The organism is Moritella sp. (assembly GCF_033791185.1).
GTDB lineage: Bacteria > Pseudomonadota > Gammaproteobacteria > Enterobacterales > Moritellaceae > Moritella.
In genome coordinates this window covers 1-21,905 of record NZ_JASJHF010000067.1, presented here as the reverse complement: position 1 = coordinate 21,905, position 21,905 = coordinate 1, and the positions used below count along the sequence as shown (strand labels likewise).

The 21,905-nt window shown below is 42.6% G+C and carries 16 protein-coding genes and 1 other RNA gene; 12 read left to right on the top strand and 5 right to left on the bottom strand.

Features of this window, described 5'->3' with window-relative positions:
* Positions 1 to 108: 108 nt before the first annotated feature.
* Positions 109 to 702 carry a cytochrome c oxidase subunit 3 gene (locus QNK26_RS04025; protein ID WP_319220977.1) on the top strand — a complete coding sequence of 198 codons (594 nt, stop codon included), beginning with the start codon at positions 109 to 111 and terminating at the stop codon, positions 700 to 702.
* Between the two features lie 11 nt (positions 703 to 713).
* Complete coding sequence (locus tag QNK26_RS04020) at positions 714 to 992, top strand: cytochrome C oxidase subunit IV family protein (protein ID WP_319220976.1); 279 nt, start codon at positions 714 to 716, stop codon at positions 990 to 992.
* On the opposite strand, the gene QNK26_RS04015 is transcribed toward QNK26_RS04020, so the two are convergent.
* Genes QNK26_RS04015 through QNK26_RS04000 form a run of 4 tightly spaced genes read right to left on the bottom strand, consistent with a single transcriptional unit; the run spans position 989 to position 7,667 of the window.
* Positions 989 to 1,897: a hypothetical protein gene (locus QNK26_RS04015; RefSeq protein ID WP_319220975.1), complete on the bottom strand. Its 909-nt coding sequence runs from the start codon at positions 1,895 to 1,897 to the stop codon at positions 989 to 991. The two genes, QNK26_RS04020 and QNK26_RS04015, sit on opposite strands and share 4 nt — an antisense overlap.
* 2 nt (positions 1,898 to 1,899) lie before the next feature.
* On the bottom strand, positions 1,900 to 3,174 hold the full coding sequence (locus tag QNK26_RS04010) for a hypothetical protein (RefSeq protein ID WP_319220974.1): 1,275 nt from the start codon (positions 3,172 to 3,174) through the stop codon (positions 1,900 to 1,902).
* Positions 3,174 to 3,806, bottom strand: coding sequence for a condensin complex protein MksE (locus tag QNK26_RS04005; protein ID WP_319220973.1), 633 nt, complete (start codon positions 3,804 to 3,806; stop codon positions 3,174 to 3,176). Before QNK26_RS04005 ends, QNK26_RS04010 begins: the two co-directional genes overlap by 1 nt.
* A 3-nt stretch (positions 3,807 to 3,809) precedes the next feature.
* A complete protein-coding gene (locus QNK26_RS04000; RefSeq protein ID WP_319220972.1) occupies positions 3,810 to 7,667 on the bottom strand; it encodes an ATP-binding protein in 3,858 nt (1,285 codons plus the stop codon).
* A 266-nt stretch (positions 7,668 to 7,933) separates the two neighbouring features.
* Between QNK26_RS04000 and QNK26_RS03995 the strand changes: the two genes are divergently transcribed.
* From QNK26_RS03995 to ffs, 10 genes are all read left to right on the top strand, one after another.
* Positions 7,934 to 9,364, top strand: coding sequence for a basic amino acid/polyamine antiporter (locus QNK26_RS03995; protein ID WP_319220971.1), 1,431 nt, complete (start codon positions 7,934 to 7,936; stop codon positions 9,362 to 9,364).
* Between the two features lie 140 nt (positions 9,365 to 9,504).
* A complete protein-coding gene (locus QNK26_RS03990; protein ID WP_319220970.1) occupies positions 9,505 to 10,290 on the top strand; it encodes a sulfite exporter TauE/SafE family protein in 786 nt (261 codons plus the stop codon).
* Between the two features lie 128 nt (positions 10,291 to 10,418).
* Positions 10,419 to 11,819, top strand: coding sequence for an isochorismate synthase (locus QNK26_RS03985; RefSeq protein WP_319220969.1), 1,401 nt, complete (start codon positions 10,419 to 10,421; stop codon positions 11,817 to 11,819).
* Positions 11,816 to 13,699: a 2-succinyl-5-enolpyruvyl-6-hydroxy-3-cyclohexene-1-carboxylic-acid synthase gene (gene menD, locus QNK26_RS03980; RefSeq protein ID WP_319220968.1), complete on the top strand. Its 1,884-nt coding sequence runs from the start codon at positions 11,816 to 11,818 to the stop codon at positions 13,697 to 13,699. The genes QNK26_RS03985 and menD overlap by 4 nt, the downstream gene beginning before the upstream one ends.
* On the top strand, positions 13,683 to 14,594 hold the full coding sequence (menH, locus tag QNK26_RS03975) for a 2-succinyl-6-hydroxy-2,4-cyclohexadiene-1-carboxylate synthase (RefSeq protein WP_319220967.1): 912 nt from the start codon (positions 13,683 to 13,685) through the stop codon (positions 14,592 to 14,594). The genes menD and menH overlap by 17 nt, the downstream gene beginning before the upstream one ends.
* Positions 14,595 to 14,700: 106 nt before the next feature.
* Complete coding sequence (menB, locus tag QNK26_RS03970) at positions 14,701 to 15,567, top strand: 1,4-dihydroxy-2-naphthoyl-CoA synthase (RefSeq protein ID WP_319220966.1); 867 nt, start codon at positions 14,701 to 14,703, stop codon at positions 15,565 to 15,567.
* Between the two features lie 21 nt (positions 15,568 to 15,588).
* The gene (gene menC, locus QNK26_RS03965; RefSeq protein WP_319220965.1) at positions 15,589 to 16,686 is read left to right on the top strand and encodes an o-succinylbenzoate synthase; all 1,098 of its coding nucleotides are present in this window, start codon (positions 15,589 to 15,591) and stop codon (positions 16,684 to 16,686) included.
* Positions 16,679 to 18,163 carry an o-succinylbenzoate--CoA ligase gene (gene menE, locus QNK26_RS03960; protein ID WP_319220964.1) on the top strand — a complete coding sequence of 495 codons (1,485 nt, stop codon included), beginning with the start codon at positions 16,679 to 16,681 and terminating at the stop codon, positions 18,161 to 18,163. The genes menC and menE overlap by 8 nt, the downstream gene beginning before the upstream one ends.
* 162 nt (positions 18,164 to 18,325) lie before the next feature.
* Positions 18,326 to 20,212, top strand: coding sequence for a bifunctional diguanylate cyclase/phosphodiesterase (locus QNK26_RS03955; protein WP_319220963.1), 1,887 nt, complete (start codon positions 18,326 to 18,328; stop codon positions 20,210 to 20,212).
* Positions 20,213 to 20,353: 141 nt separating this feature from the next.
* Positions 20,354 to 20,450, top strand: an RNA gene (gene ffs, locus QNK26_RS03950) — signal recognition particle sRNA small type.
* A 155-nt stretch (positions 20,451 to 20,605) separates the two neighbouring features.
* Here the strand turns inward: ffs and QNK26_RS03945 are convergent.
* Entirely contained in the window at positions 20,606 to 21,118 is a 513-nt protein-coding gene (locus QNK26_RS03945; RefSeq protein ID WP_319220962.1) for a Spy/CpxP family protein refolding chaperone, read from the bottom strand.
* Positions 21,119 to 21,905: the final 787 nt, after the last annotated feature.

Below are 21,905 nucleotides of genomic sequence, written 5' to 3'. Positions count from 1 at the left end.
GTATGCCATATAGTTGGCTTTTTAGCTGCTTGATAATAATCAAGGTGCTATTGAATACTCAGCGTTACACTGCTACTCGATTGACTTGCCCATAGGAGGAGTACGGTATTGACTACTCATATTACTGCTAGTAAGCCCTATGTGGCTGAATCGATACGTTTATCTGGTGACCTTGCCGTTTGGTTTTTTATCTTGGCTGAGGTCACTGTATTTGCGATATTATTTTTTTGTTATTGCAGTATGTATTATTTAAAAACCGATTTATTTGTAGAGAGTCAGCAAGCTTTACATCCTATTGCGGGGTTGATTAATACCATCGCATTAATATCAAGCAGCTATTTCGTGGCGATAGCGGTGATATTTGCCAAGCAAAAGCAAAATCATCAGGTGCGATGGGCAATTCTAGCCGCCGTGTTACTGAGTATGCTTTATGTCGCCACTAAACTGTGGGAATACAATATCCTGATTTCAGATGGATATCGTTTATCGACGAATACCTTTTTTATGTTCTATTTCTTTATTACTGGTTTTCATTTTATGCATGTTCTATTGGGCATGTTTATATTACTGCTTGTTTATTGTAATTTATCCCACCCAGAGTTCTTACCAAATAATTTAAATACTGTGGAGTCTGCCGCTAGCTATTGGCATATGGTTGATTTGGTCTGGGTTATATTATTCCCATTGATGTATGTGATCTAACGAGGTGAAGCATGGAAGATAATATCACTGTGAAAAAACAGATAATTGTAATGAGTTATGTTTGGTTAGCGTTGATAGTCATGAGTGTTGTGGCATTTGCTTTATCGCTGCTCGGCATCGATAAATCTTATTTGATTGCAGCCGTTATGCTATTAACAATAGTGAAAGCAAAACTGATCACGGGGGTTTTTATGGAGCTAAATATTGCCCCTAAAATATGGCAACGTGGATTCAATAGCTATATTGTTATCATACCGGTAGTCACAGCACTGGCATATGGGCTCGCTTAATTATAGAGAAGCCAATCAATATCCGCCCCAAGTAAGTGTTCTTGCTGTAAGCCTAACTGCACATTATTCATAAAGTGAATATGTTCATGCCATGCTTGTGGATATACTGCAGTACTCACACTGTGCTGTCCTTTAGTGAGGTGTGGGAAATATTTATCTTCACCTGACAGGTTCTTTAACTGGTCTTTATTAAGTTCTGATAGGGTTTCAATGTTTGGTAATAAAATGCCATCAACATTGAAACTTTTAGCTATGCTAAAACCTTTGGGATCCATATCGCCATAATAATAAATAGGTAATGACGCCCTGCAAGTCTCAATGAATAAGTTAACTTGATCTGCTCGTTTTCCTTCCTGGAATTCACCACGATATAGCACTAAAGCGTTATTGAATATGGGATTTTTTTTGAGCTTTGAAAGGTAATACATAGGCGTGAAATTTTCACAAATTATGAGGACATCGTGTTCAATAGTTTTAACTTCATTATGGCGTATCTCCATACCTGCACAAGAGATAGTTTGGAACAGAGTTATTAATTCTTGGTTCAATTTTAGCAGACCTGTTGAACTGTTGACTAGTACTATGTCCTGAGAAGCATTTGCAATCGCTTTTTCTTTATTTTTACGGAAACCCTCCTGAACTCTATCGCCAATTTCATATTCATCTTTAAATATATCACCGTAGCGTTGTTCTTTGATTAGCTGTTGTAATTTTTTATCCTCACCAAGCCGAAGACAAAAATGTTTTTTTAGCCTCGCACCACTCCGTTTTCTTTTTTGAAGTTCATAATAACCAACACCAAATAGTTCATTGATCAAATCTGTAGTTGGTGATTTTTCCCTAATTTTATTAGGGTACCTGACTAGTTTACAGCATGCATTGTACAATGGTTTGTTGATATCCATCGTTAACCTCGTTGTAACTGAATATCACTCACGCGTAAATTACCGGAAATTAATATCGAGCCGGGTAAGTCGGTGGTAATGGCTTCTGGAAAATCAATCGCCATGACTCTGCGTACTGCTGGAGCACATTTGTGGTATTCGTTATACAGGATACTCAGCCATAAATGTTTCGGTAAAATGTCGGTAAGCTGACCATCTTGCTGCCAATAGTGCAGGGCAGAGAAGCGATCGCCTTTATTACTTAATACTTGTTTGAATAACGCTTCACATTGTGACAACACATAATCGGCTTCGAGTTCACGGGCCTTTTGTTGCAAGTCATCAATACGACCACTGCTGCGTAAATCCACGGTTTCAGCATCTGACTTACTCTCTTTACGTAATGAGTTGTAAATGTCAGTGAGCTCTTCTTGCTGTACCTGATTACTAATATCAACACTCGCGGATAGCTGCAACGGCGCTACGCGGTTGAAAATGCTCGGTACGTGCTCACGCTCATCGTAATCATCTAATTCCCAAATAGGATTGTCTTTTAGATACTTAGACATGGCCTTGAGACGAGCTACTTGTTCATTCTGTTTACGCAGCGTCATTAATAGCTGACGCATACGGTGAACAGCACCTTCTAACTGGCGGTTAATACGACGATAACCATCAATAAAGAAGGTCACTTTACGGCTTAATTCCGCTGGCACATCGTCCCAGTCTAACCAGGCATAAACATCGTTAAGATTAATATCGGCTAAAGCGTTAAGTAGGCCTTCGGTATAAGCGATGGCTTTTTCATTCTCATGAATTTTACTTTCTAAACTATCGACAAAACCAAATTTACTGGTGATGGCGGCAAACAGACCACTAACACTGTCTTCTAACTCGTAAACAATGCCGTAAAGCTCTTCGTCAACTTGGCTTAAATAGAAGGATACTTCATTATGCTGGCCGATTAATAGCGCGCGTTTATACGATTTAATGTCACCATCTATGTGCTGCATGACTTTAGCAATATCAGTACGTTTACGATAAGAGGCGTGACGCAGCAATAATTTGTCTAAAATACGCTTTAAGTTGATGGCGAGCATGTAAGTGCCATCTTCTTCACTTGGGCGGATCAGACCATTTTTGGTGAGCATTTCTAATAATGCGGTATTCTCACCATTATCAATCACACTGCCATCGAAATACGCTTGCGCCAACATATTGCTGTTGGTTTTAGCAAACGAGCTACGGATTATCTGGGCAATTTTTTCGACTTCAGAAGCGCTTTGCTGCTGTGACATTAAAACATCTCCGACTGTGAGTCATCGAAGATATGGTTATCTTGTTTTTCTAATTTCAACGATTCACTGTCATTAATAAAATCAATTAACTCGTGAATGTAGTTCATCTTAGCGGTGATCTGATAGATGGTACTGCCAGTATCTAAGCGTTGTACGTAACCTGCTTCATCTAATTTTTTGAGGATAAAGTTAAGCTGTTCAGATATCTCATTACGGCTAGTTTTGAAAATACCTTTATTGGTTAAGAGCGCTAGCTGTTGCTTTAATGTCGGCTCGTTTTCAATGCCCCGTAATAACTCCGATAAACGGATGGTATCGCCTGCACGCATGGCGCAGTCATGTACTAACGCTGTCATTGCCAGATCAAGGAAGTTAACCAATGGACGGAAAATATCACGTACTTGGCGTAATTGTTGGCGAATGTCGGCACGGTTTTCTTCTTCAATGGTGCAGTAACAAGCCACGAATGCTAGGCCATCTTCAATCACTTTTACTTTACGGTTAATCAAACGCAGGTAATCATTTACCTTTTCAAACAAGCTTTGTTCTGACAGGTAGCGATAGGCGTCAGGCTGACTGACCTGACAAATGGTATGACCCTGTAACAATAATTCAACGGTAGTTTGAAACATGGGCTAAACCTCTTCTTGCATAGTTGTTGCTGGTTCTTTATTTACAGACTCAGTATTAACAGACCCTGTACTTACAGATTCAGCTTCGCTGTTTACCAATGACGTAACTGCTGTCTCTGCTATTAGCGCTTGCTTGGCATCACCGTTGAGCAATGCCATTAATGGATCATCATCGACATTCATCTGGATCAAACGCTTATTGCGGCTATCAATTTCGTATAGGTGATCGAACAACTGCAATACCGACTTATCGGTTGACGGTGATGCGGTCATGATCTGAATACCGTGTTGATTTAACATGTCGAGCATGGCCTGAATATTTTCAGAGTGCAACTCTCCTAATTCATCCACAGGCCAAGTGATCACGGTATTTTCGTCCGGACGTAACATAGTCGTTAGGCCAGTAAAGAAGGTGATCAATGCTAAGTAAGAGAGGCCTGTTGATGACACATCTTCTAGCTCTTTTGGTGTGGTTGCACGCGTCGTTCGACCATTTTCAACAATGGTAAATTCGATATCGAACAACTCATTGTGTTGCATACTGTTGTTTTTCGGCAATACCGCTGACAGCTCATCTAAGCTATCTATCAAGTCTTGGGGAATACTACGATCGTGAGTTAGCTCAGTATTGGCTTGATAGGCTTCAAATGCATCGTTAACATTTTCCAGCTGCTGCCAATAACCTAACTTGTCCATCTTAGTGCGAATGGCAATTTTAATATCGCCTAACGCAGTAAAGAACTGTTTACCATTCATGTGGCTCGACAGTTTTCGACCGGTACGGGTAATGTTGCGATCAAAGTTACTTAAATGGGTATAGATAGATAAAATATCGTTAGCACGTAACTCCACTTCATGCGTGGTAGATGTTTGCAACAATTTGGCATTTTTCAGTACGTAACTTAACTGCTCACCACTGTTGATGGCTTCTTCTAAGCGGTAATTAACTAGCTCTGAATCGCTTTCGATGCGGTTTTCTAACCAGCCAATTTGCAGCGTGCTTTTCGAGTAACGTTTTAATTCACTGCTAATTTTACTCACAGCGCTTAATACATTGCTTTGCTGCTTGCCTAACAGGCTCATTTGACTATTGGTCAATTTAGAGATGTTGTTAACGCTGTATTCAGGTAAGTCATCATTCGCCACAGCAGGGTAGTCGGCTAGTTTTACTAGGCTGTTATCTAAGCCTTTTAGTTGTAATACTAAATCAGTTACCTGCTTATCAAGCTGCGTTTTTTCTTGCTCTAGCTTGTCTGTTGATTGCTGATAGTCGTGTTGTTTATCTTTTAATTGCTGTTGGAAACGTTGGATCGCGGCGTCTAAACGACGTAAACGTTCACGACCGGGTTCAACTTGTGACCATGACGTTTCTAACCAGCTATTATATTTGTCGGCTTTCTGTTGGAATACTTTCGCGTTTTCAACTGCTTGGCTAGTTTGCTTGATTTTCGCTGCTAGGGCGTTAAAGATACTGGCATTAATACCGGCGTCGCTTAATGCGGCTTGCAATGCTTCAGCGATACGTTGCGTTTCAATTTGCGCTTCATCACGCAGATTGTTCAGCGATGTTTGATAACTATCAATGCGCTGATTGTAATCCGTCTCTAACTGGCAATGTACACCTAAGCGTTCATTGTTTAATTCGTTGTGACGAGTTTGGTAATCAACCTTGGCTTGGCTTAAGGCTTGTTGGGCTTGATCTAACTGTAATTCAGTTTCCGCTAACTCAGTTTGAATACGGGCAATCGCCAGCGTCTTGTGCTGCTCTAGTTTACCGCTTAGTTCATCTTCTTCATTAACCAGATTGGTCAGTAACTGATTCTGTTTAAACAGTAACTGTTTGCTCGACATCAATTGCTTATCAAGTTCTTCAACGTCTTTGTTGAGTTGTTCGAGGGCTTTTTGTAGTTGCTCTAACTCGGCTTTTTTAGCGCCAATTTGTGCCGTGATATGCTGTTCTTTTTCAGCGAGGGCGCTGTCGGTGAACGAGGCATTCTCAAGGGCATTAAGATTAATTTTAATGCCATAAAAATCTTGTACTTGGGTTAATGCCGTTTCAGTATCGGCATTTTTAGCAGCATCAGCAAAGCTGGCTAATAGCTCAGGTTCAAGATGCAGGTGTTTGAGTAACTCAGGGTTGATCACACGGCCAATATTACTTTGCCAATTTGCGACATGCTCAGTAAGGAAAGCATGTAAAGAGCCTTTTTCAGGGCTTAATAATGTTTGTACATCACGATGCTGCTGAGCTAAATGGTTCAATTCTATTTTTAAGCGATCATTAGTTTGCAATGCTTGGTGCTGTTTTTGGCGCAAGCTTTGTGATTCATGACTAATGCGATTATAAGCTTCTTGACGTTCGTTAATATTACGGCGGCATTGGCTTAAGTTTTGTTGTAGCTGCTGAGATTGCGCAGTCAGTGCAGGATCGGCTTGTGGCTGTGTCAGCTGCAGATTAAGCGAGATCTTAGTGTGCTCAAGCGGGTTTTTCTTGTCATTTAACAGATCAACTTGCACTTGGGTTTGTGTTCTTAATTCACTTTCCAGTGTCGCATAGTGCAGCTTGTTCTCGCTTAATGCGGTGGTCAGCTGCTGACGTTGAGAATTAATTTCATTGCTGAGCTGTTGCTCACGCTTGTTAAAATCAAGTTCTTGTTGCTGCTGTTGTTCGGTAAACGTGCGGCTCAGATCGGCTGATTTCTCACTTAACTGGGTCTTTTCATTGTTTAGATTGATTAAGCGTAAGGTAAAGTCTGACAGCTCAGAACCGCGTTGTTGATAAGTCGCGGCTTCATCATCTTCAAAATCAATTTTTTCTTGTTCTAACTTATCTAAATCGTGCTTAATTTCACGATGGGCTTTTTGTTCATCGTGGCAAGCATCTTCAATGCTTAAAACTTGCTGTCTGTGCGTTTCTTTTAGCTCTGCTAACTCAAGGACCACGTCTTTTAAACGGGCATCGGCAGTATCTTGATCTTCACTACACTTGTGCTGATAAATTGCGGCAAGGTGGTGCAAGTGTTGTAAATCTTTTTTGATTTCAATCAGTGAGTCAATGTCAGTTAATGACGATAAGATCTTATCTTCTAAATTCAAAATGGCTTGCGAAGAGTGCAGATCGGCTAACCAGCTATCAATATCAGTCTTATCAATGTTAACCATGTCAGTCACATTGTTGCTGAGCATTTCTGAACTAATTGCGTCTTGCGAGATCTCGATGATCATTTGCTTGATCACATCGAAATTAGAGATCTTGTTAAATACCGAGGTCACTACTTTTTCGATGTGCTTAATCGGTGTTTGGCTCATTGAAAAACGTTGTTGCAGCGTACGCAGTGATTTCTTGCCGCCAAGGTCGCGATGATTCTGAATGACTTTGGCATAATCATCTACACTTAACAAACTACTGACTTCGCAACGATATTGGGATTTATAGTTACGCTTAATTTCGTCATCGGCAAAGATATTGCCGTTATCATCAAGGTACATCTTGATATCGAACGGGCTATCAATAAAGCGGTATAGCAGTTTGTCGCCATCACTTTTAATTAATACGTGGCATAACTGTGGTGTATCAGTGCCATTCGGACGTTGATAATCAAACACGATGTAACTGGTTTTGCGTGGCAAATAATAGGCTGCAAATGATTTCTTGTTGGCATTACGTTCAACAATACGCCCAGGTCGAGCCCCCCAAAACAGCATTGGCAGTTTGAGTAACGTAGTTTTACCCGCGCCATTGGTACCCGCAACCTTGATATTACCTGCGTTATTTAACTCAAGTAGTTTACCAGGCCAAAAGCTATCAATAAGGTAGGTTTTGCGACAAAGATATTGTTGTGAGGAATCAGTCATCATCATTATTTTGCAAGAAATCGAACCCCATATTTTAACTGAATGATGGCCAAGATGTAAGGAAAAAAGAGAAGTTTAATAGCGTGATGCTTGCTTCTGGTCAGTTTATCGTCAATCTTGGTCGCTCATAAGGATTTATGCAAATTTAGTGAATATTCTTGCATAAATAAAATAATATAATACAATCCGCCAAATTATTTTATATTAACGAACGGAAATTGAGTGTTTATTGGCATTTTATGCCATCAATCGACTTGATTTGGGAATTATTGATGGAAAACAAACTCGGACTCGGCATGTTAGTGGCATTAGTATTTAGTACTATGGTCGGTGCCGGAATCTTTAGTCTGCCGCAAAATGTCGCTGTTTCTGCAGCGCCTGGTGCTATTACACTTGGTTGGTTGATCACGGGCAGCGGTATGCTGGCTCTAGTGACGGTATTACGTAATCTCGTGGTACGTTTCCCCAATTTGAACGGCGGCATCTTTTCGTATGCGCAAGCCGGTTTTGGCAATTACATTGGCTTTATGTCTGCTTGGGGTTACTGGATCTGTAACTTATTAGCCAACGTTTCATATGCCGTGGTGTTCTTTAGTGCGATCGGTTACTTTGTTGATACCCCTGAAAACCCAATAATGGGACAGGGTAATACACCGATTGCGGTATTAGGCGGTTCGTTATTAATTTGGTTTATGCATGCCTTGGTATTACGTGGTGTGACACGTGCGGCCTTGATTAATGTATTTGCGACCATTGCTAAGATAATTCCTATCTTAACCTTCGTTTGTTTAGTTGTTATGGCATTCAAGATAGACAAGTTTACCCTCGATTTCTGGGGTGATAAAACACCAGAACTTGGCTCGGTATTAGAGCAAGTTAAAGCGACCATGATGGTGACATTGTGGGTATTTATTGGTATTGAAGGGGCGGTTATCTTATCGAACCGTGCTAAAGACAAACGTGATGTGGCCAAAGCAACCGGTATCGCGTTGTTCTCAGCATTGCTGCTCTATATCGCGGTAAGCTTATTTACCTTAGGCGTGATGACGCAACCAGAAGTGGCTGCATTACAAAATCCATCAATGGCGCGTATTTTAGAAGTGATAGTCGGTCCTTGGGGCGCGATGTTGATTAATGCTGGTTTGATTGTTTCGGTATCCGGTGCGTTATTAAGTTGGACAGTGGTGAGTGCAGAAGTACCTTTCATTGCTGCCAAAGAAGGCTTATTTCCGAAAGCATTTGCGAAAGAAAACAGCAAAGGCGCGGCAACAACATCCCTGTGGTTCTCATCTTGTTTGGTACAGCTATTTTTAATCTTAACCTTAATACAAGAAAGCTCGTATTTAGCCTTGGTTAATATTGCCACCTCGGCTGTGCTATTACCGTACTTTTTAGTCGGTGCTTATGGCGTAAAAGTGGCGTTAAGCGGTGACGGTTATAGCGCCACTGAAAATCGTAATAAAGACTTGCTTATTGCTTTAATATCATCATTTTATGGTGCTTGGTTAGTCTACGCTGCAGGTGTGGAATACATGCTGCTATGTGCGCTATTGTATTTACCTGGGGTATTGGTTTATAAAAAAGCCTTGGCTGAAAAACAACAATCTTTTAGCAAACAAGATTACGCTTATTCACTGGCATTATTAGCGGGTGCTGCTGGGGCGGTTTATCTGTTATCAACCGGAGTGTTGTCACTTTCTTAATACAGAAACGCATGCTTAACCATAATCGTTGCCACTTTTTGATTGCAAGTTTGCTATAGTGCAGATTCAAATTTAAGTGCATGTTGTACTTGTAACAGTATGAGTAACAACAATAGTCATACTAAGTAGGGATAGTAGCAATGGTTGTGGTGTTATATTTAATTTTAGGTGCAGCGGCAGGATTAATCGCAGGTCTATTTGGTGTCGGTGGCGGTTTAATTATCGTGCCGGCGTTAGTTTTCTCTTTTACCTTCCAAAGTATTTCTTCAGCTGTACTGACCCAACTCGCCATTGGCACTTCCCTCGCGACGATTATTTTCACCTCCATTAGCTCGATCAAAGCCCACCACAGTAAAGGTGCAATTGACTGGACATTGGTGAAGCGTCTAACGCTGGGCATCGTGTTTGGTGCTGTAATCGGCAGTATTGTGGCGGACTACTTACCGGGTGAAACCCTGCAAATTATTATTGGTATTTACGCATTAACGGTAGCTGCGCAAATGGGTTTTGACTTAAAACCAAAGGCGGAACATCAACTGCCACAAGGCGCTGGTTTAAGTATTGCTGGTGGTGTTATTGGTGCTATTTCGGCATTGTTTGGTATCGGTGGTGGCTCGTTAACTGTGCCGTATTTGTCTTGGTGCCGTGTCGAAATGCGCAATGCCGTCGCCACCTCATCGGCATGTGGCTTACCGATTGCCGTTGCTGGTGTGTGTAGTTATATTATTACCGGTTGGAATAATCCAGATTTACCAGAATACAGTTTAGGTTATATTTATTTACCCGCGTTTTTTGGCATTATCATTACCAGTACTGTATTTGCTAAACAAGGTGCAAAACTGGCTCATTCATTACCAAGTCATGTGCTAAAGCGTTATTTTGCTTTGTTATTATTGGCTGTCGGTACGAAGTTTATTTTCTTTTAAACGGCACAATTCATTGATCTAGGCTATAAATAATTAAAATAACTACTCATTAAGTATAACTCTGTGTCCGTTTGTGCTCGATGTATGCTAAAATTTGCCCCCTGAGTTGTCGTTTACTAGGGGGCGCTTTGTTAAATTTAACGACCGCGATCACAACATTATACCAACAAATTATCCATGCTCAACCTGAGCAGACTCGCCTTTCAGTTGATTTACAGCCCTTAAATTCAACTGAGCTTATCGAGTGGCTTGGAGCTCAAGTTTTATTTCCGCAATTTTATTGGCAATCCCGAGACGGTGATGAAGAAGTTGTCGCACTTGGACAATGCTGTTATTGCCATGATGTCAGTGTTGCAAAAACACTGTTTAGCCAACCGCAACGTATGTGGGGTGGACAAGCATTTTCCAGTCAAGAGCCAGGTCAAAATTTAACTAAAGACCTAACCGACAGTCATTACTATTTTTTACCGCAAATAGAGTTGACTCGTCAGCAAGATCATTGGCAACTATCGGTTAATTTACCGATAGCCAAGCATGCTATTTCCAACACCGGTTATGACAAACTGCAGCTATTGACCAGTCTTGCGAGTTTAATTTCTCCAGCGCCGACACCATTACCGCAATCTTACAGCATTGAATCTCGCCGTCATTATCCTGAGTTCAAGCAATGGTCTCACCTTGTCACTAAAGCGTTAACGGCAATTGACCAACAGCATTTTGCTAAAGTCGTATTGGCGAGAAAAACAGTCTTGACCCTAAATCGATCTTTGTCAGCCACTCAGTTTTTACAACAAAGTCGTCAAGTTAATCAGCAGTGCTTTCATTTTATCTTCGCCATTAATTGTGATGATTACTTTGTGGGCTCGACGCCGGAGCGATTATTTAGTCGAGATGTCGACAAGCTACATACCGAAGCGCTGGCTGGCACAGCGGCACGCAGTTTGGATCCAACGGAAGATCGTGCCTTGGCAAGTTGGCTACTTAATGACAACAAAAATCGTTACGAAAATCGCTTAGTTGCAGATGACTTATTAATACGCTTAAAACCGCGTTGTCATTTTTTGCACGTTGAAAAATACCCTGAATTAATCAAACTGCGAAAAGTGCAGCATTTAAAACACAAAATAACAGCGCAACTAATGGCTGGCATTGATGACGCCGACTTGTTAATGAGCCTGCAACCAACAGCGGCAATTGCTGGACTACCACGTCAACCAGCCTTAGATTTTATTGCCGAGAATGAACCATTCTCACGAGGTTGGTATAGCGGCGCATTAGGTTATATCGGCCAGCAACACAGTGAGTTTTGCGTTGCAATTCGCAGCGCACGAGTACTTGGCAACGAACTGCAGTTATTTGCGGGGGCAGGCATAGTACCGGGATCGGATCCTATGGCTGAATGGCAAGAGCTAGAGCGTAAAACTGCTACTTTATTAACACTGCTTGAGCCTGATACTGAGGGGCACAGCAATGTAAACCACGATGCGGTCGGTTTAAGCCAATTTGCCTCGGAGCAGCAACGCGCATGATCATGGAACAAGGCTTTCAACGCAGCAAACATCAAGCACCACTCAACCGTTTGTGGGCCGAACTGATACTGGAAGAGTTAACGCGCCTCGGTGTTAACCATGTTTGCATTGCCCCTGGTTCGCGCTCGACACCGCTGGTATTAGCGGCTGAGAACAATGATAACTTAATATTGCACAGCCATTTTGATGAACGTGGACTGGGCTTTTATGCGCTGGGGTTAGCAAAATCATTGCAAGCGCCCGTCGCTGTGATTGTGACGTCAGGCACGGCGGTCGCTAATTTATTACCAGCCGTGGTTGAAAGTGGTTTAACCAAAGAAAAGCTAGTATTACTTACCGCGGATCGACCGCTAGAACAAATCAATTGTGGTGCCAATCAAGCCATTCAACAAGCGGGTTTATTTTCCAGCCATGTTGGTCAGCAATTGTTATTGCCAAGTCCAGATCTGGGCATTACGCCGCAGTGGCTACTGAGTAGTATCGACCAAAGTTTGGCGCTGCAGCAACAAGCGGGCGGTGCGGTACACATCAATTGTCCTTATCCTGAACCCTTGTACGGTGGCGACGCTGATTTTAGTGACTATCTTGCTGGGATCTCTGGATGGCAAGCCGCGCAGCAGCCCTATTTATCGATTCATTCGTCAGCTATTAATGCCCTGAGTTTCGACAATATGCTGGTTAATACAGTGGCAGACAATTTATCTGTAAACAAGATGCCCGTTATCAATCGTAAAGGTTTGGTGGTGGTCGGCGCGATTAATACTGCTGATATGCAAGCCGTCAAACAATGGGCCGAGACCTTAGGTTGGCCGGTATTAGTTGACCCGCAATCGGGTGGTAGCAGTGCGTGGTCGCATTATGATGTTTGGTTACAAAACCAAGCATGTCAGGATAAGTTAGCAGAAGCCGAGATCTTGGTGCAATTTGGCGCAAGATTAGTATCAAAACGCTTGGGTCAGTTCATCGCCGAGCATGATTGGCAGGATTACTGGTTGATTGCCGCGCAAGCTGGGCAGCTAGACCCTTACCATCAGCGCGCTAAACAATTTGTTAGCCCAATACAGCATTGGTTAACACAGTTTGAGAATGGCCTATTAAATGGCCAATTAAATACTCAGTCAAAACACCCGTTAGCGACAAATGACAGCATTTTCGCCGAACTTGGTCTGGTACACCGTGACGTTGACGGCTACGAATGGGCCAGGGTATTAACCGTTGCTAGTGCGACCGTGCGTCAATTGATTGAAGTTAATCATATTGATCAATTAACTGAGATTAGTTTCGCAGCCACGTTAGATGCGTGCTTTTCAAAAACTTTGTTGAACAAGCCTGCGAGTTTATTCATTGGTAATAGCTTAATTGTCAGACTGTTAGATATGTTTGCGGCATTACCTAATGTACCGGTATTTAGTAACCGTGGAGCCTCGGGTATTGACGGTTTATTAGCCACGGCCGCAGGTGTGCAGCAAGGCCAGCAACAAGCGCTGCTTTGCCTGCTAGGGGATACATCCCTGCTGTATGATCTGAATTCACTGGCGTTATTCTCCAAGCCTACGCATCCAAGTGTGATTGTGGTATTGAATAATGACGGTGGCGCGATCTTCGATATGCTGCCCGTCGCAGAACAACAAAAAGAACAGTTATATCGTATGCCACACGGATTTAATTTTGAACATGCCGCGGCGATGTTTGATTTAGATTATGTCCAACCGCAGAGTTTAGCGGATGCACTTTCTGTTATTCATCATAGCTTACACCCGATGACTAACGTGAGCAGAAACATCCGTACATTATTGGTCGAGATAGTCACTCCCGCTGGAGCCGCTGCCAAGCAACTGAAACAATTTTTCAGTGAGGTAAAAGATGCGAAATTTATCTAGCATGATGATCACGACACAAACGCTATTACCGCTATATTCAGAATCGGTGGCATCTGTAAATAGCCTTTCACCTGATGTTGTCAGCAAACCAAGCTTAGTATTTTTACATGGTTTGTTGGGGTCGACGGCAGATTGGCAAAAAATAGTGTCACATTTATCGTCGGATTATCAGTGCATTTGTATTGATTTACCTGGCCATGGCGGTAGCCAAGCAGTGACCGCGAATGACTTTCAGCATGTGCAACAACTCATCATCGCCACCTTGGCACAGTATCAACTTGAGCATATCGTCTTGGTGGGTTATTCGTTGGGGGCGCGTATTGCCATGAATATTGCCAGCGAACCCGCGATTAACTGGCCTTACAGTATTGATGGCCTGTTATTAGAAAGCGGTAATCCGGGGTTAAATAGCAGCGCCGAACAATTACAGCGTGGCTTACATGACTTGGGGTGGGTGACTCGCTTTAGCGAAGCGCCATTAGCTCAAGTATTACCGGATTGGTATCAACAAGGGGTATTTGCTTCCCTGACTGATCGCCAAAAAACTGCGCTGATTGCAACGCGCAGTCAAATACAAGCGAATCGAAATGGTTTTAACGGTGGTTTGCAGATTAGTAAAATGCTGGCGGCGACGTCACTGTCGAAACAAGGTTATTTGTTACCACAATTACAAAACGCCGAATTTCCGGTGTGCATGGTATGTGGAGAATTAGACCCTAAATTTGTACAATTAACCCAAGCCAGTCAGCTGGACCATCATGTTGTCGCTAATGCTGGACATAATGTGCATGCAGACCAGCCGCTGGTATTTACCGAATTGGTTAGGGGTTTAGTTAGTGATAGCTTAGCCAGTAATAAATTGGTGAGTAGAACCTCACAGCAGAGCGCCGCTTAAGAGCGCTGTTTTTAGACCTTTAGATTCGATATTTATTTTAGACATTTAGTTTAGACATTTAGCTTTATAGATTAGCTATTCATATATAAAAAGATTAGGAATTATTATGAGCAGAACAGTTGGTATTACCGAAGAAGAACTATACGCACAGGTTGACTGGCAAGATTGTACTGGCGAATACCAAGATATTCAGTTTCATAAATCATTAGACGGTATTGCAAAAATAACCATAGCTCGACCACAAGTACGTAATGCGTTCCGTCCACAAACCGTCAACGAAATGATGCAAGCTTTAGCCGATGCACGTTATGACTCAAACGTCGGTGTGATCATTTTAACTGGCCTCGGTGAACATGCATTCTGTTCTGGTGGTGATCAAAGTATTCGTGGTGATTACGGCGGTTATAAAGACGACGAAGGCATGCATCACTTAAACGTATTGGATTTCCAACGTCAGATCCGTACCTGTCCAAAACCGGTAATTGCCGCTGTTGCGGGTTACGCGGTTGGTGGTGGCCATGTGCTGCACATGATGTGTGATTTAACCATTGCTGCAGACAATGCTCAGTTTGGACAAACCGGCCCTAAAGTTGGCTCGTTTGACGGCGGTTGGGGGGCATCTTACATGGCGCGTATTGTTGGCCAGAAGAAAGCCCGTGAAATTTGGTTCTTGTGTCGTTTCTATGATGCGAAAGAAGCCGAAGATATGGGATTAGTGAATACCGTGGTACCACTGGCCGATCTTGAACGTGAAACAGTACGCTGGTGTCGAGAAGTTCTACAACACAGCCCGATGTCGTTACGTTGTTTAAAAGCGGCATTAAACGCCGATTGTGATGGTCAAGCTGGCTTGCAAGAATTAGCTGGTAACGCCACTATGATGTTTTATATGACGGAAGAAGGGCAAGAAGGGCGTAATGCCTTTAATGAAAAACGCCGTCCTAATTTCGATAAATTCCCGCGTAACCCTTAATCAACAAGCTGGGTATTGTTAATGCAACGTAAGGTTAAACTGTACCATTATCAGTTACCTTTGGACTGCGCCATGATATTACGTGGCCAGTCTGTCAGTGTTCGCGAAGGCTGGATTGTCGAATTGCATGAACCCTGTCAGCACTCTCAAGCCTATAGGGTAGGGCGTGGTGAAATTACGCCTTTACCTGGATTTAGTCGCGAGACCGCCCCACAAGCACTGGCACAGCTAGAGCGCGTGATTAAACGCTGGTTAGCTCGGGATGTGTTGGCGCTTGATGATTGCTGCGCCTCTGTGGCGTTTGGTTTTAGCATGGCGCTGTTGCAATTAGCTGAGGGGGCACCGCAAGCCGAACATTGCAGCAACAACTATAATAACGCTAACAGTGCGTTATTATTGGCGGCTGATCTGAGCGTTATAACCAGTAAACATGCGCAACTGGCAGCAAGCTCGTTATGTAAGTTGAAAATTGCTGCGCAAGCGAGCGTTGCAGGCGCGAGTCACGATGGCGCTATTAAAGATGGTGAGGTCGCTCGACACTTATTGCACCATTACCCGCAATTACGCTTACGCTTAGACGCCAACCGCCGTTGGTCATTAGCTGCCGCATTGGCCTTTGCTGAGCAGATCCCCACTGAATATCGTCAACGTATCGATTTTATTGAAGAGCCTTGTCATACCCCCGGTGACTGTTTAGCATTTTCCCGCTCTACAGGGATTGCCATTGCCTGGGATGAAAGCTTACGCGATGCCGATATACACGCGCCTCAACAGGGCGCTTTAGCGCTTATTGCCTCATCAGATTCAACGCGTACGTTATTGTCTGGCTCTGAGGTCAAGGCCATTGTGATCAAACCGATGTTGACGGGCACCGTGAGCTATTGCGCGAAGTTAATTCAGCTGGCGCAACAACAGGGGTTAATCGCGGTGATCAGTTCAAGTCTTGAATCGAGCTTTGGGTTAGTACAACTTGCGCGCTTGGCGCAATCACTGACGCCCGATACGACGCCGGGTTTAGATACTGTGCAGATATTTAAACAGCAGATTCGTGACGCTTGGCCAAATTGCACATTACCCTTAATTCCATTATCTCAATTAGCTGTGACAACGTATGAATAATAATGAAAGCATCAGCAATGATGACGTTAATTTTAGCACCTGGCCTTGGCAGCACTGGGCGAGTGTAAACCCTGACAATATCGCCTTAGTCTATGCTGATCAACAATTCACTTGGCAACAGGTTAATGTTTGCGTCGCTCATTATGCCCAGCAGCTAAGTGTGCAAGGTATACAAGAGCACCATGTCATTGCGGCAGTGAGCACTAACAATTTAACCGTATTATGGTTGTACTTAGCCTGTTTACGTCTTGGTGCTTGTTGTGTGGTACTGGATCCGAAACAGAGCACTGCGCAGTTAAATGATAAACTCGATAGCCTAGCGGCCAAGTTTATGTGGGTATCAGAACCAGAATTACATGACCTAAACCAGCTTGAATATGGCGATGCTAAGCCGTTAGCGTTTACTTACTTAGCTGATGCGGATAACGCCAATCAGGATAATTATCGCGGCAGTGATAGTTGCTATGGACCTCAATGGCAAGCACAACGATTAGCCAGTATTGTCTTTACCTCTGGTTCAAGTGGCACTGCCAAGGCCGTGGCGCACCATGCGCAAAACCACTTGTATTCGGCCGCTGGGTTATTGCAATCTTTCTCTTATACCGCGCAAGACAGCTGGTTATTATCATTACCTTTGTTTCATGTCTCTGGTTTGGCGATTGTTTGGCGGTGGTTATTCGTTGGTGGCCAGTTGGTATTACCGTCTGCGGATAGTTTGGTGACACAGTTATCGCAAGTGACCCATGCCTCTTTAGTACCGACTCAACTGCGCCGTTTTCTCAACGAACTGGATGTCGAGAAAGACCGCATTAGCCTGAAACGTGTTTTGCTAGGCGGTGCTGTGATCCCCGTGGTATTAACCGATAAAGCACGGTCTTTGGGCATTGAATGCTGGTCTGGTTATGGCATGACAGAAATGGCGTCAACGGTTACCGCTAAACGTGCAGATAGTAGTGCGGGTGTGGGTTCTGTATTAGCGCATCGCTCGTTAACCATTTGCGGTAACAGCATTATGGTGCGCGGTGCGAGTTTGAGCATAGGCTATTACTATCGAGGCGAATTACGCAGTATGACGGACGATAATGGTTGGTTGGTCACTGGCGATCTGGGTGAGGTCAAAGACGGTGATGCGTTAGCGGATGAAGTCTTTATTTTAGGTCGCAGTGATAATATGTTTATCTCTGGTGGTGAAAATATTCATCCAGAACAAATAGAGCGGGTTTTACTTTCGCATCCGTTAATTAATCAAGCCTTGGTGTTTCCATGCGCAGATAAAGAGTTTGGTCATCGTCCTATTGCTGTTATTGACGCTGTTGCACAGTTATCAGTCAATGAAATGAATATCTTCTTAAAAAACAAGCTAATTAAATTCATGTGGCCGATAAATTATTATCCGTTACCAGACACTCTAAATGTGACCGGTATCAAGCTAAATCGGGCTTTTGTTCAACTATGGACCACAACTTTGTTCGAATAGTTGAGCTAACGGATAATAATTATTGTCTGCCATAAATCTGGCTTGGTGTTCGCTTTGTTTTCTTGTAGTATAGCTATTCTTCCTTATTCATCAGGTGAATAGCGGTAAAGTAATGATGATTTACAATGCCATGTAGCACGATGTAACTAACAGAGATCTAGTATGCTAAATATTAATACTCAGATGATTGAGATCCCGGAGCCTATGTTCCGTGGTTGGCAACAAACTGTAGCGTTGATCGCTGGCATAATGAATCTACCAGCAGCATTAATTATGCGTGTTCAACATAATGATGTGCGCATATATACGTCAAGCGACATAACGAGTTCAATGTCGTCACAATTGTCGGGATCCAAGCAGCTTAATTGCTATAGTGCTCAGGTTATTTATAATCGCGCAGAACTATTAATTGAAGATGCCAGGCTAGATGTTACTTGGTCTGTTGCCGATGATGTTAGCGCTGACATTATGGCATATTACGGTTTACCACTGACTTGGCCCAACGATCAAGCTTTTGGCACCTTGTGTGTATTAGATACCCAAGCCCGTGAGTTTACACCGCATTGTAAGTTACTTATTAGCCGTTTTCAGCAGTCGATAATTGCTGACCTTGCTATTCTCTACGAAAAAGCAGAACTCCTGCACGCTAATCGAAAGTTACAGCAGCTATTAGCGAAAAAGTCGATGTCGCTGACCTTGTCTAACCAAGCCTTATTACATGAGCAAGATAGCCGGTCGGCATTAGAATCAACGCTCATTTATCAACAAGAATACGATACGCTTACTGGCGTTGCTAATCAGCTTTCATTAATTAAACAAATCGATGGCATGCTGAAATATGTGGATTATGATAACGAGCTCGCCGTTATCTACATTGGCATTCGTAATTTTAAATCGATTAATAATAGTTATGGTTATACTATTGGCGACAAAGTGTTATTGGAAGTCAGTCAGCGTATTCATCAACAGCTAACCACAGAATATTTGGTGGCGCGTTGTTGGGGGGATTCGTTTGCGATAGTGGTTCGCGATGAGATTGTCGTTGAACAAGTGATTGATTTAATCGCCCGGTTAACACTCGCTTTTGACTCAACGTTTGTGGTGGATGATTATACTATCACCGCACAAGTTTGCTTTGGTATTGCGTTAGCTGATTCACCCACCGATAAAGGCATTACGCTGGTGGAAAGAGCGGAAGCGGCGATGACCGCGAGTAAGAACAAAGGTACAAACTACAACTTCTTTACTGATGAACTGAGCGCGGTGATTGGTGAACGTCATTATTTAGAGTCGCATTTAGCGGAAGCACTGGATAAAAATGAAATGTCGGTGCATTACCAGCCGATGATCTGCATTAAAAGCCAACGGATACTTGGTGCTGAAGCATTAATCCGTTGGAACAATCCTATATTAGGAGCTGTCGCGCCTGATCGCTTTATTCACTTAGCCGAACAAAATGGTCAGATCTTGGCATTGGGTAACTTTGTGTTACGTACTGCAATGGAGCAGGCTGCGCAATGGCGTAACAGCTTTGGTAGCGACTTCTGTATCGCTGTTAATATGTCGCCAGTACAATTTCGCGATGATAACTTGGTTTCTCGTATTGCCCAGCTATTGGCGTATTATCAGCTGCCGGGTAGTGCATTAGAACTTGAGATCACGGAAGGGGTATTGCTGCATGACGAGCAAAAAGCAGCCAAAGCGATTGCCGGATTACAACGCATGGGTGTACGCATCTCGTTAGATGATTTTGGTACTGGTTATTCGTCGTTAAGTTATTTGCAGAAGTATTCGTTTGATACTCTTAAAATTGATCGCAGCTTCATTATGAATCTGATGGAACGCGAGCAAGATAAAGAGTTAGCCCGTGCGATTATTGCCATGGCGAAAAAGCTTAAACTGCAAGTTGTCGCCGAAGGTGTTGAAACTTTAGAGCAAAATAAGTTTATTACTGATGAAGGTTGTGATTTTGGTCAGGGTTATCTGTATGGTAAACCGGTACCGGCAACGATGTTTACCGGTCAGTTCCTAAGTAAAAAAGCGATTTAGCTGTCGCGGTTTTGATCGACTTGGTCGGATAGTGTGCAATTGGCGTTTGTAGAGAATAAAACTGCTATAAACGGTTGCAAAGAATCAGTGAATAGTTAATAATTCACTCGTTGTCAAGCACAACACGTTTGATGGGTGCCTTATGGGTCCCTCCGCATTGATACTCTGTGAACTCGGCCAGGCCCGGAAGGGAGCAACCGCAGCAGAGAACTCAAGTGCCGGAGTGAGGCTTGTAGGGTATCCTTCAAAAGTGTTGTGCTTTTCGCGTTTCTAACGTTCTACTTTTCAAATTAATCTCTTATCGATCAATCTTCGTTTTTGTTTCTCTGTTTTATTAATCTCCCTTTTAGTTATATTCCGTATTACCTATTAAGCCAATCTCGTATCATATTGCTACTGTGGTTTACCTGACATATATTGCTGCATCTTCGCACTACGTTGTGACATTAAAGTATTAAATTGTTCCTTCTGAGGTTCAGTTAATACTTGAAATACTTGATGACGAGCTTTTAACATATTTAATTTGACGTCAACCATCGACGCCTGATGTTTGGTTATCATTTCACGTGCTTTAGATTCGTCAAAAGTGGCACTGTTTATTAGCGATTGAGATTCTGCCATATGGGCTTGCATATTGGTCATCATGCTTTGTCCTCCTGACTTTGCTTCCATTGCGTTTGTCAAAATGGATTCAATTTGTTGCTGCTGTGCTTCTGTCAGGTTTAATTGCGAGTACATCATGCCTCCGTGCATCATCCCGCCGTGCATCATTCCATCGTGCGTCATGCCTCCGTGCATCGAGCCCCCATTATTATGTTTCATGTGACTTTGCGCCTGAGTCACTGAGATACCAGCGGAAGTAAGGCCAAGTGCTAATACGATTATGCTAAGTGTCTTATTTTTCACATTATGCTCCATATATTTTAAGGTTAAATAATTGGAAGGCTCAGTGCTTGTATTTTGCTACATAAAATACAAGCACAAGAGAGGATCCAATTGATTTACATAAGTTATGATTACAAAAGTATAATACGCCTTGCATCATTAAGCTCAAGCATAGTCATAATAATCGAAAATAAGAATGGCAAGGCAACGCTATTACTTTTAAATACCTGATATAGTTAGAAATAACAATGTTAATTTATGAATTAAATCGGATGAGGGGAGTCGTTCGACACTTTCACTTCATCTGTAAAGTAGAATCAGTATCACCGTCGGTTAGTATAATAACCTCAACACACTTATGCCCAGCTCTGACTTAGTGCAAGAGCGCTAAGCCGAACTTGCCCCAAATCAATTTAGAGCTGCAACTCACTCACAATATGCTCATATCGGTTTGCCATACATTTTTGTTATGCATAAGTTTTGGTAACTGGTGTTGAAAAAAAGCCCTGCATTAGTTAGCCAAAGCAAGATTTTAATCGATTGATCCATGTGTTTATCCTTACGTCAAAACAGGCTTTGTATACAGGTGTAATGAAAATTAGTCATTTTTGCTAAACATGGGTTACTTATATTGCCAAATAGTCTCAGTTTCACCTTTTTGTAAAAATATAATGTATTGAAATATATAGTTTCTGTTCTTCATCAATTTATTTATAGACCCCTATAAATAAAAGTCTCAATTTGCGGAACAGAATGCTTCAATCCAGACTACCATTAACCTATTAATGCATTGATCGTAAAAGTAACT

Bases quoted from the DNA above. Each gene is read 5' to 3' on its own strand.
- menH (WP_319220967.1), top strand. From the start codon at position 13,683: ATGCGAAATTTATCTAGCATGATGATCACGACACAAACGCTATTACCG.
- QNK26_RS03990 (WP_319220970.1), top strand. From the start codon at position 9,505: ATGGTTGTGGTGTTATATTTAATTTTAGGTGCAGCGGCAGGATTAATC.
- QNK26_RS04005 (WP_319220973.1), bottom strand. From the start codon at position 3,806: ATGTTTCAAACTACCGTTGAATTATTGTTACAGGGTCATACCATTTGT.
- menE (WP_319220964.1), top strand. From the start codon at position 16,679: ATGAATAATAATGAAAGCATCAGCAATGATGACGTTAATTTTAGCACC.
- menB (WP_319220966.1), top strand. From the start codon at position 14,701: ATGAGCAGAACAGTTGGTATTACCGAAGAAGAACTATACGCACAGGTT.
- menC (WP_319220965.1), top strand. From the start codon at position 15,589: ATGCAACGTAAGGTTAAACTGTACCATTATCAGTTACCTTTGGACTGC.
- QNK26_RS04015 (WP_319220975.1), bottom strand. From the start codon at position 1,897: ATGGATATCAACAAACCATTGTACAATGCATGCTGTAAACTAGTCAGG.
- QNK26_RS03955 (WP_319220963.1), top strand. From the start codon at position 18,326: ATGCTAAATATTAATACTCAGATGATTGAGATCCCGGAGCCTATGTTC.
- QNK26_RS03995 (WP_319220971.1), top strand. From the start codon at position 7,934: ATGGAAAACAAACTCGGACTCGGCATGTTAGTGGCATTAGTATTTAGT.
- QNK26_RS04010 (WP_319220974.1), bottom strand. From the start codon at position 3,174: ATGTCACAGCAGCAAAGCGCTTCTGAAGTCGAAAAAATTGCCCAGATA.
- QNK26_RS04000 (WP_319220972.1), bottom strand. From the start codon at position 7,667: ATGATGATGACTGATTCCTCACAACAATATCTTTGTCGCAAAACCTAC.
- QNK26_RS04020 (WP_319220976.1), top strand. From the start codon at position 714: ATGGAAGATAATATCACTGTGAAAAAACAGATAATTGTAATGAGTTAT.
- menD (WP_319220968.1), top strand. From the start codon at position 11,816: ATGATCATGGAACAAGGCTTTCAACGCAGCAAACATCAAGCACCACTC.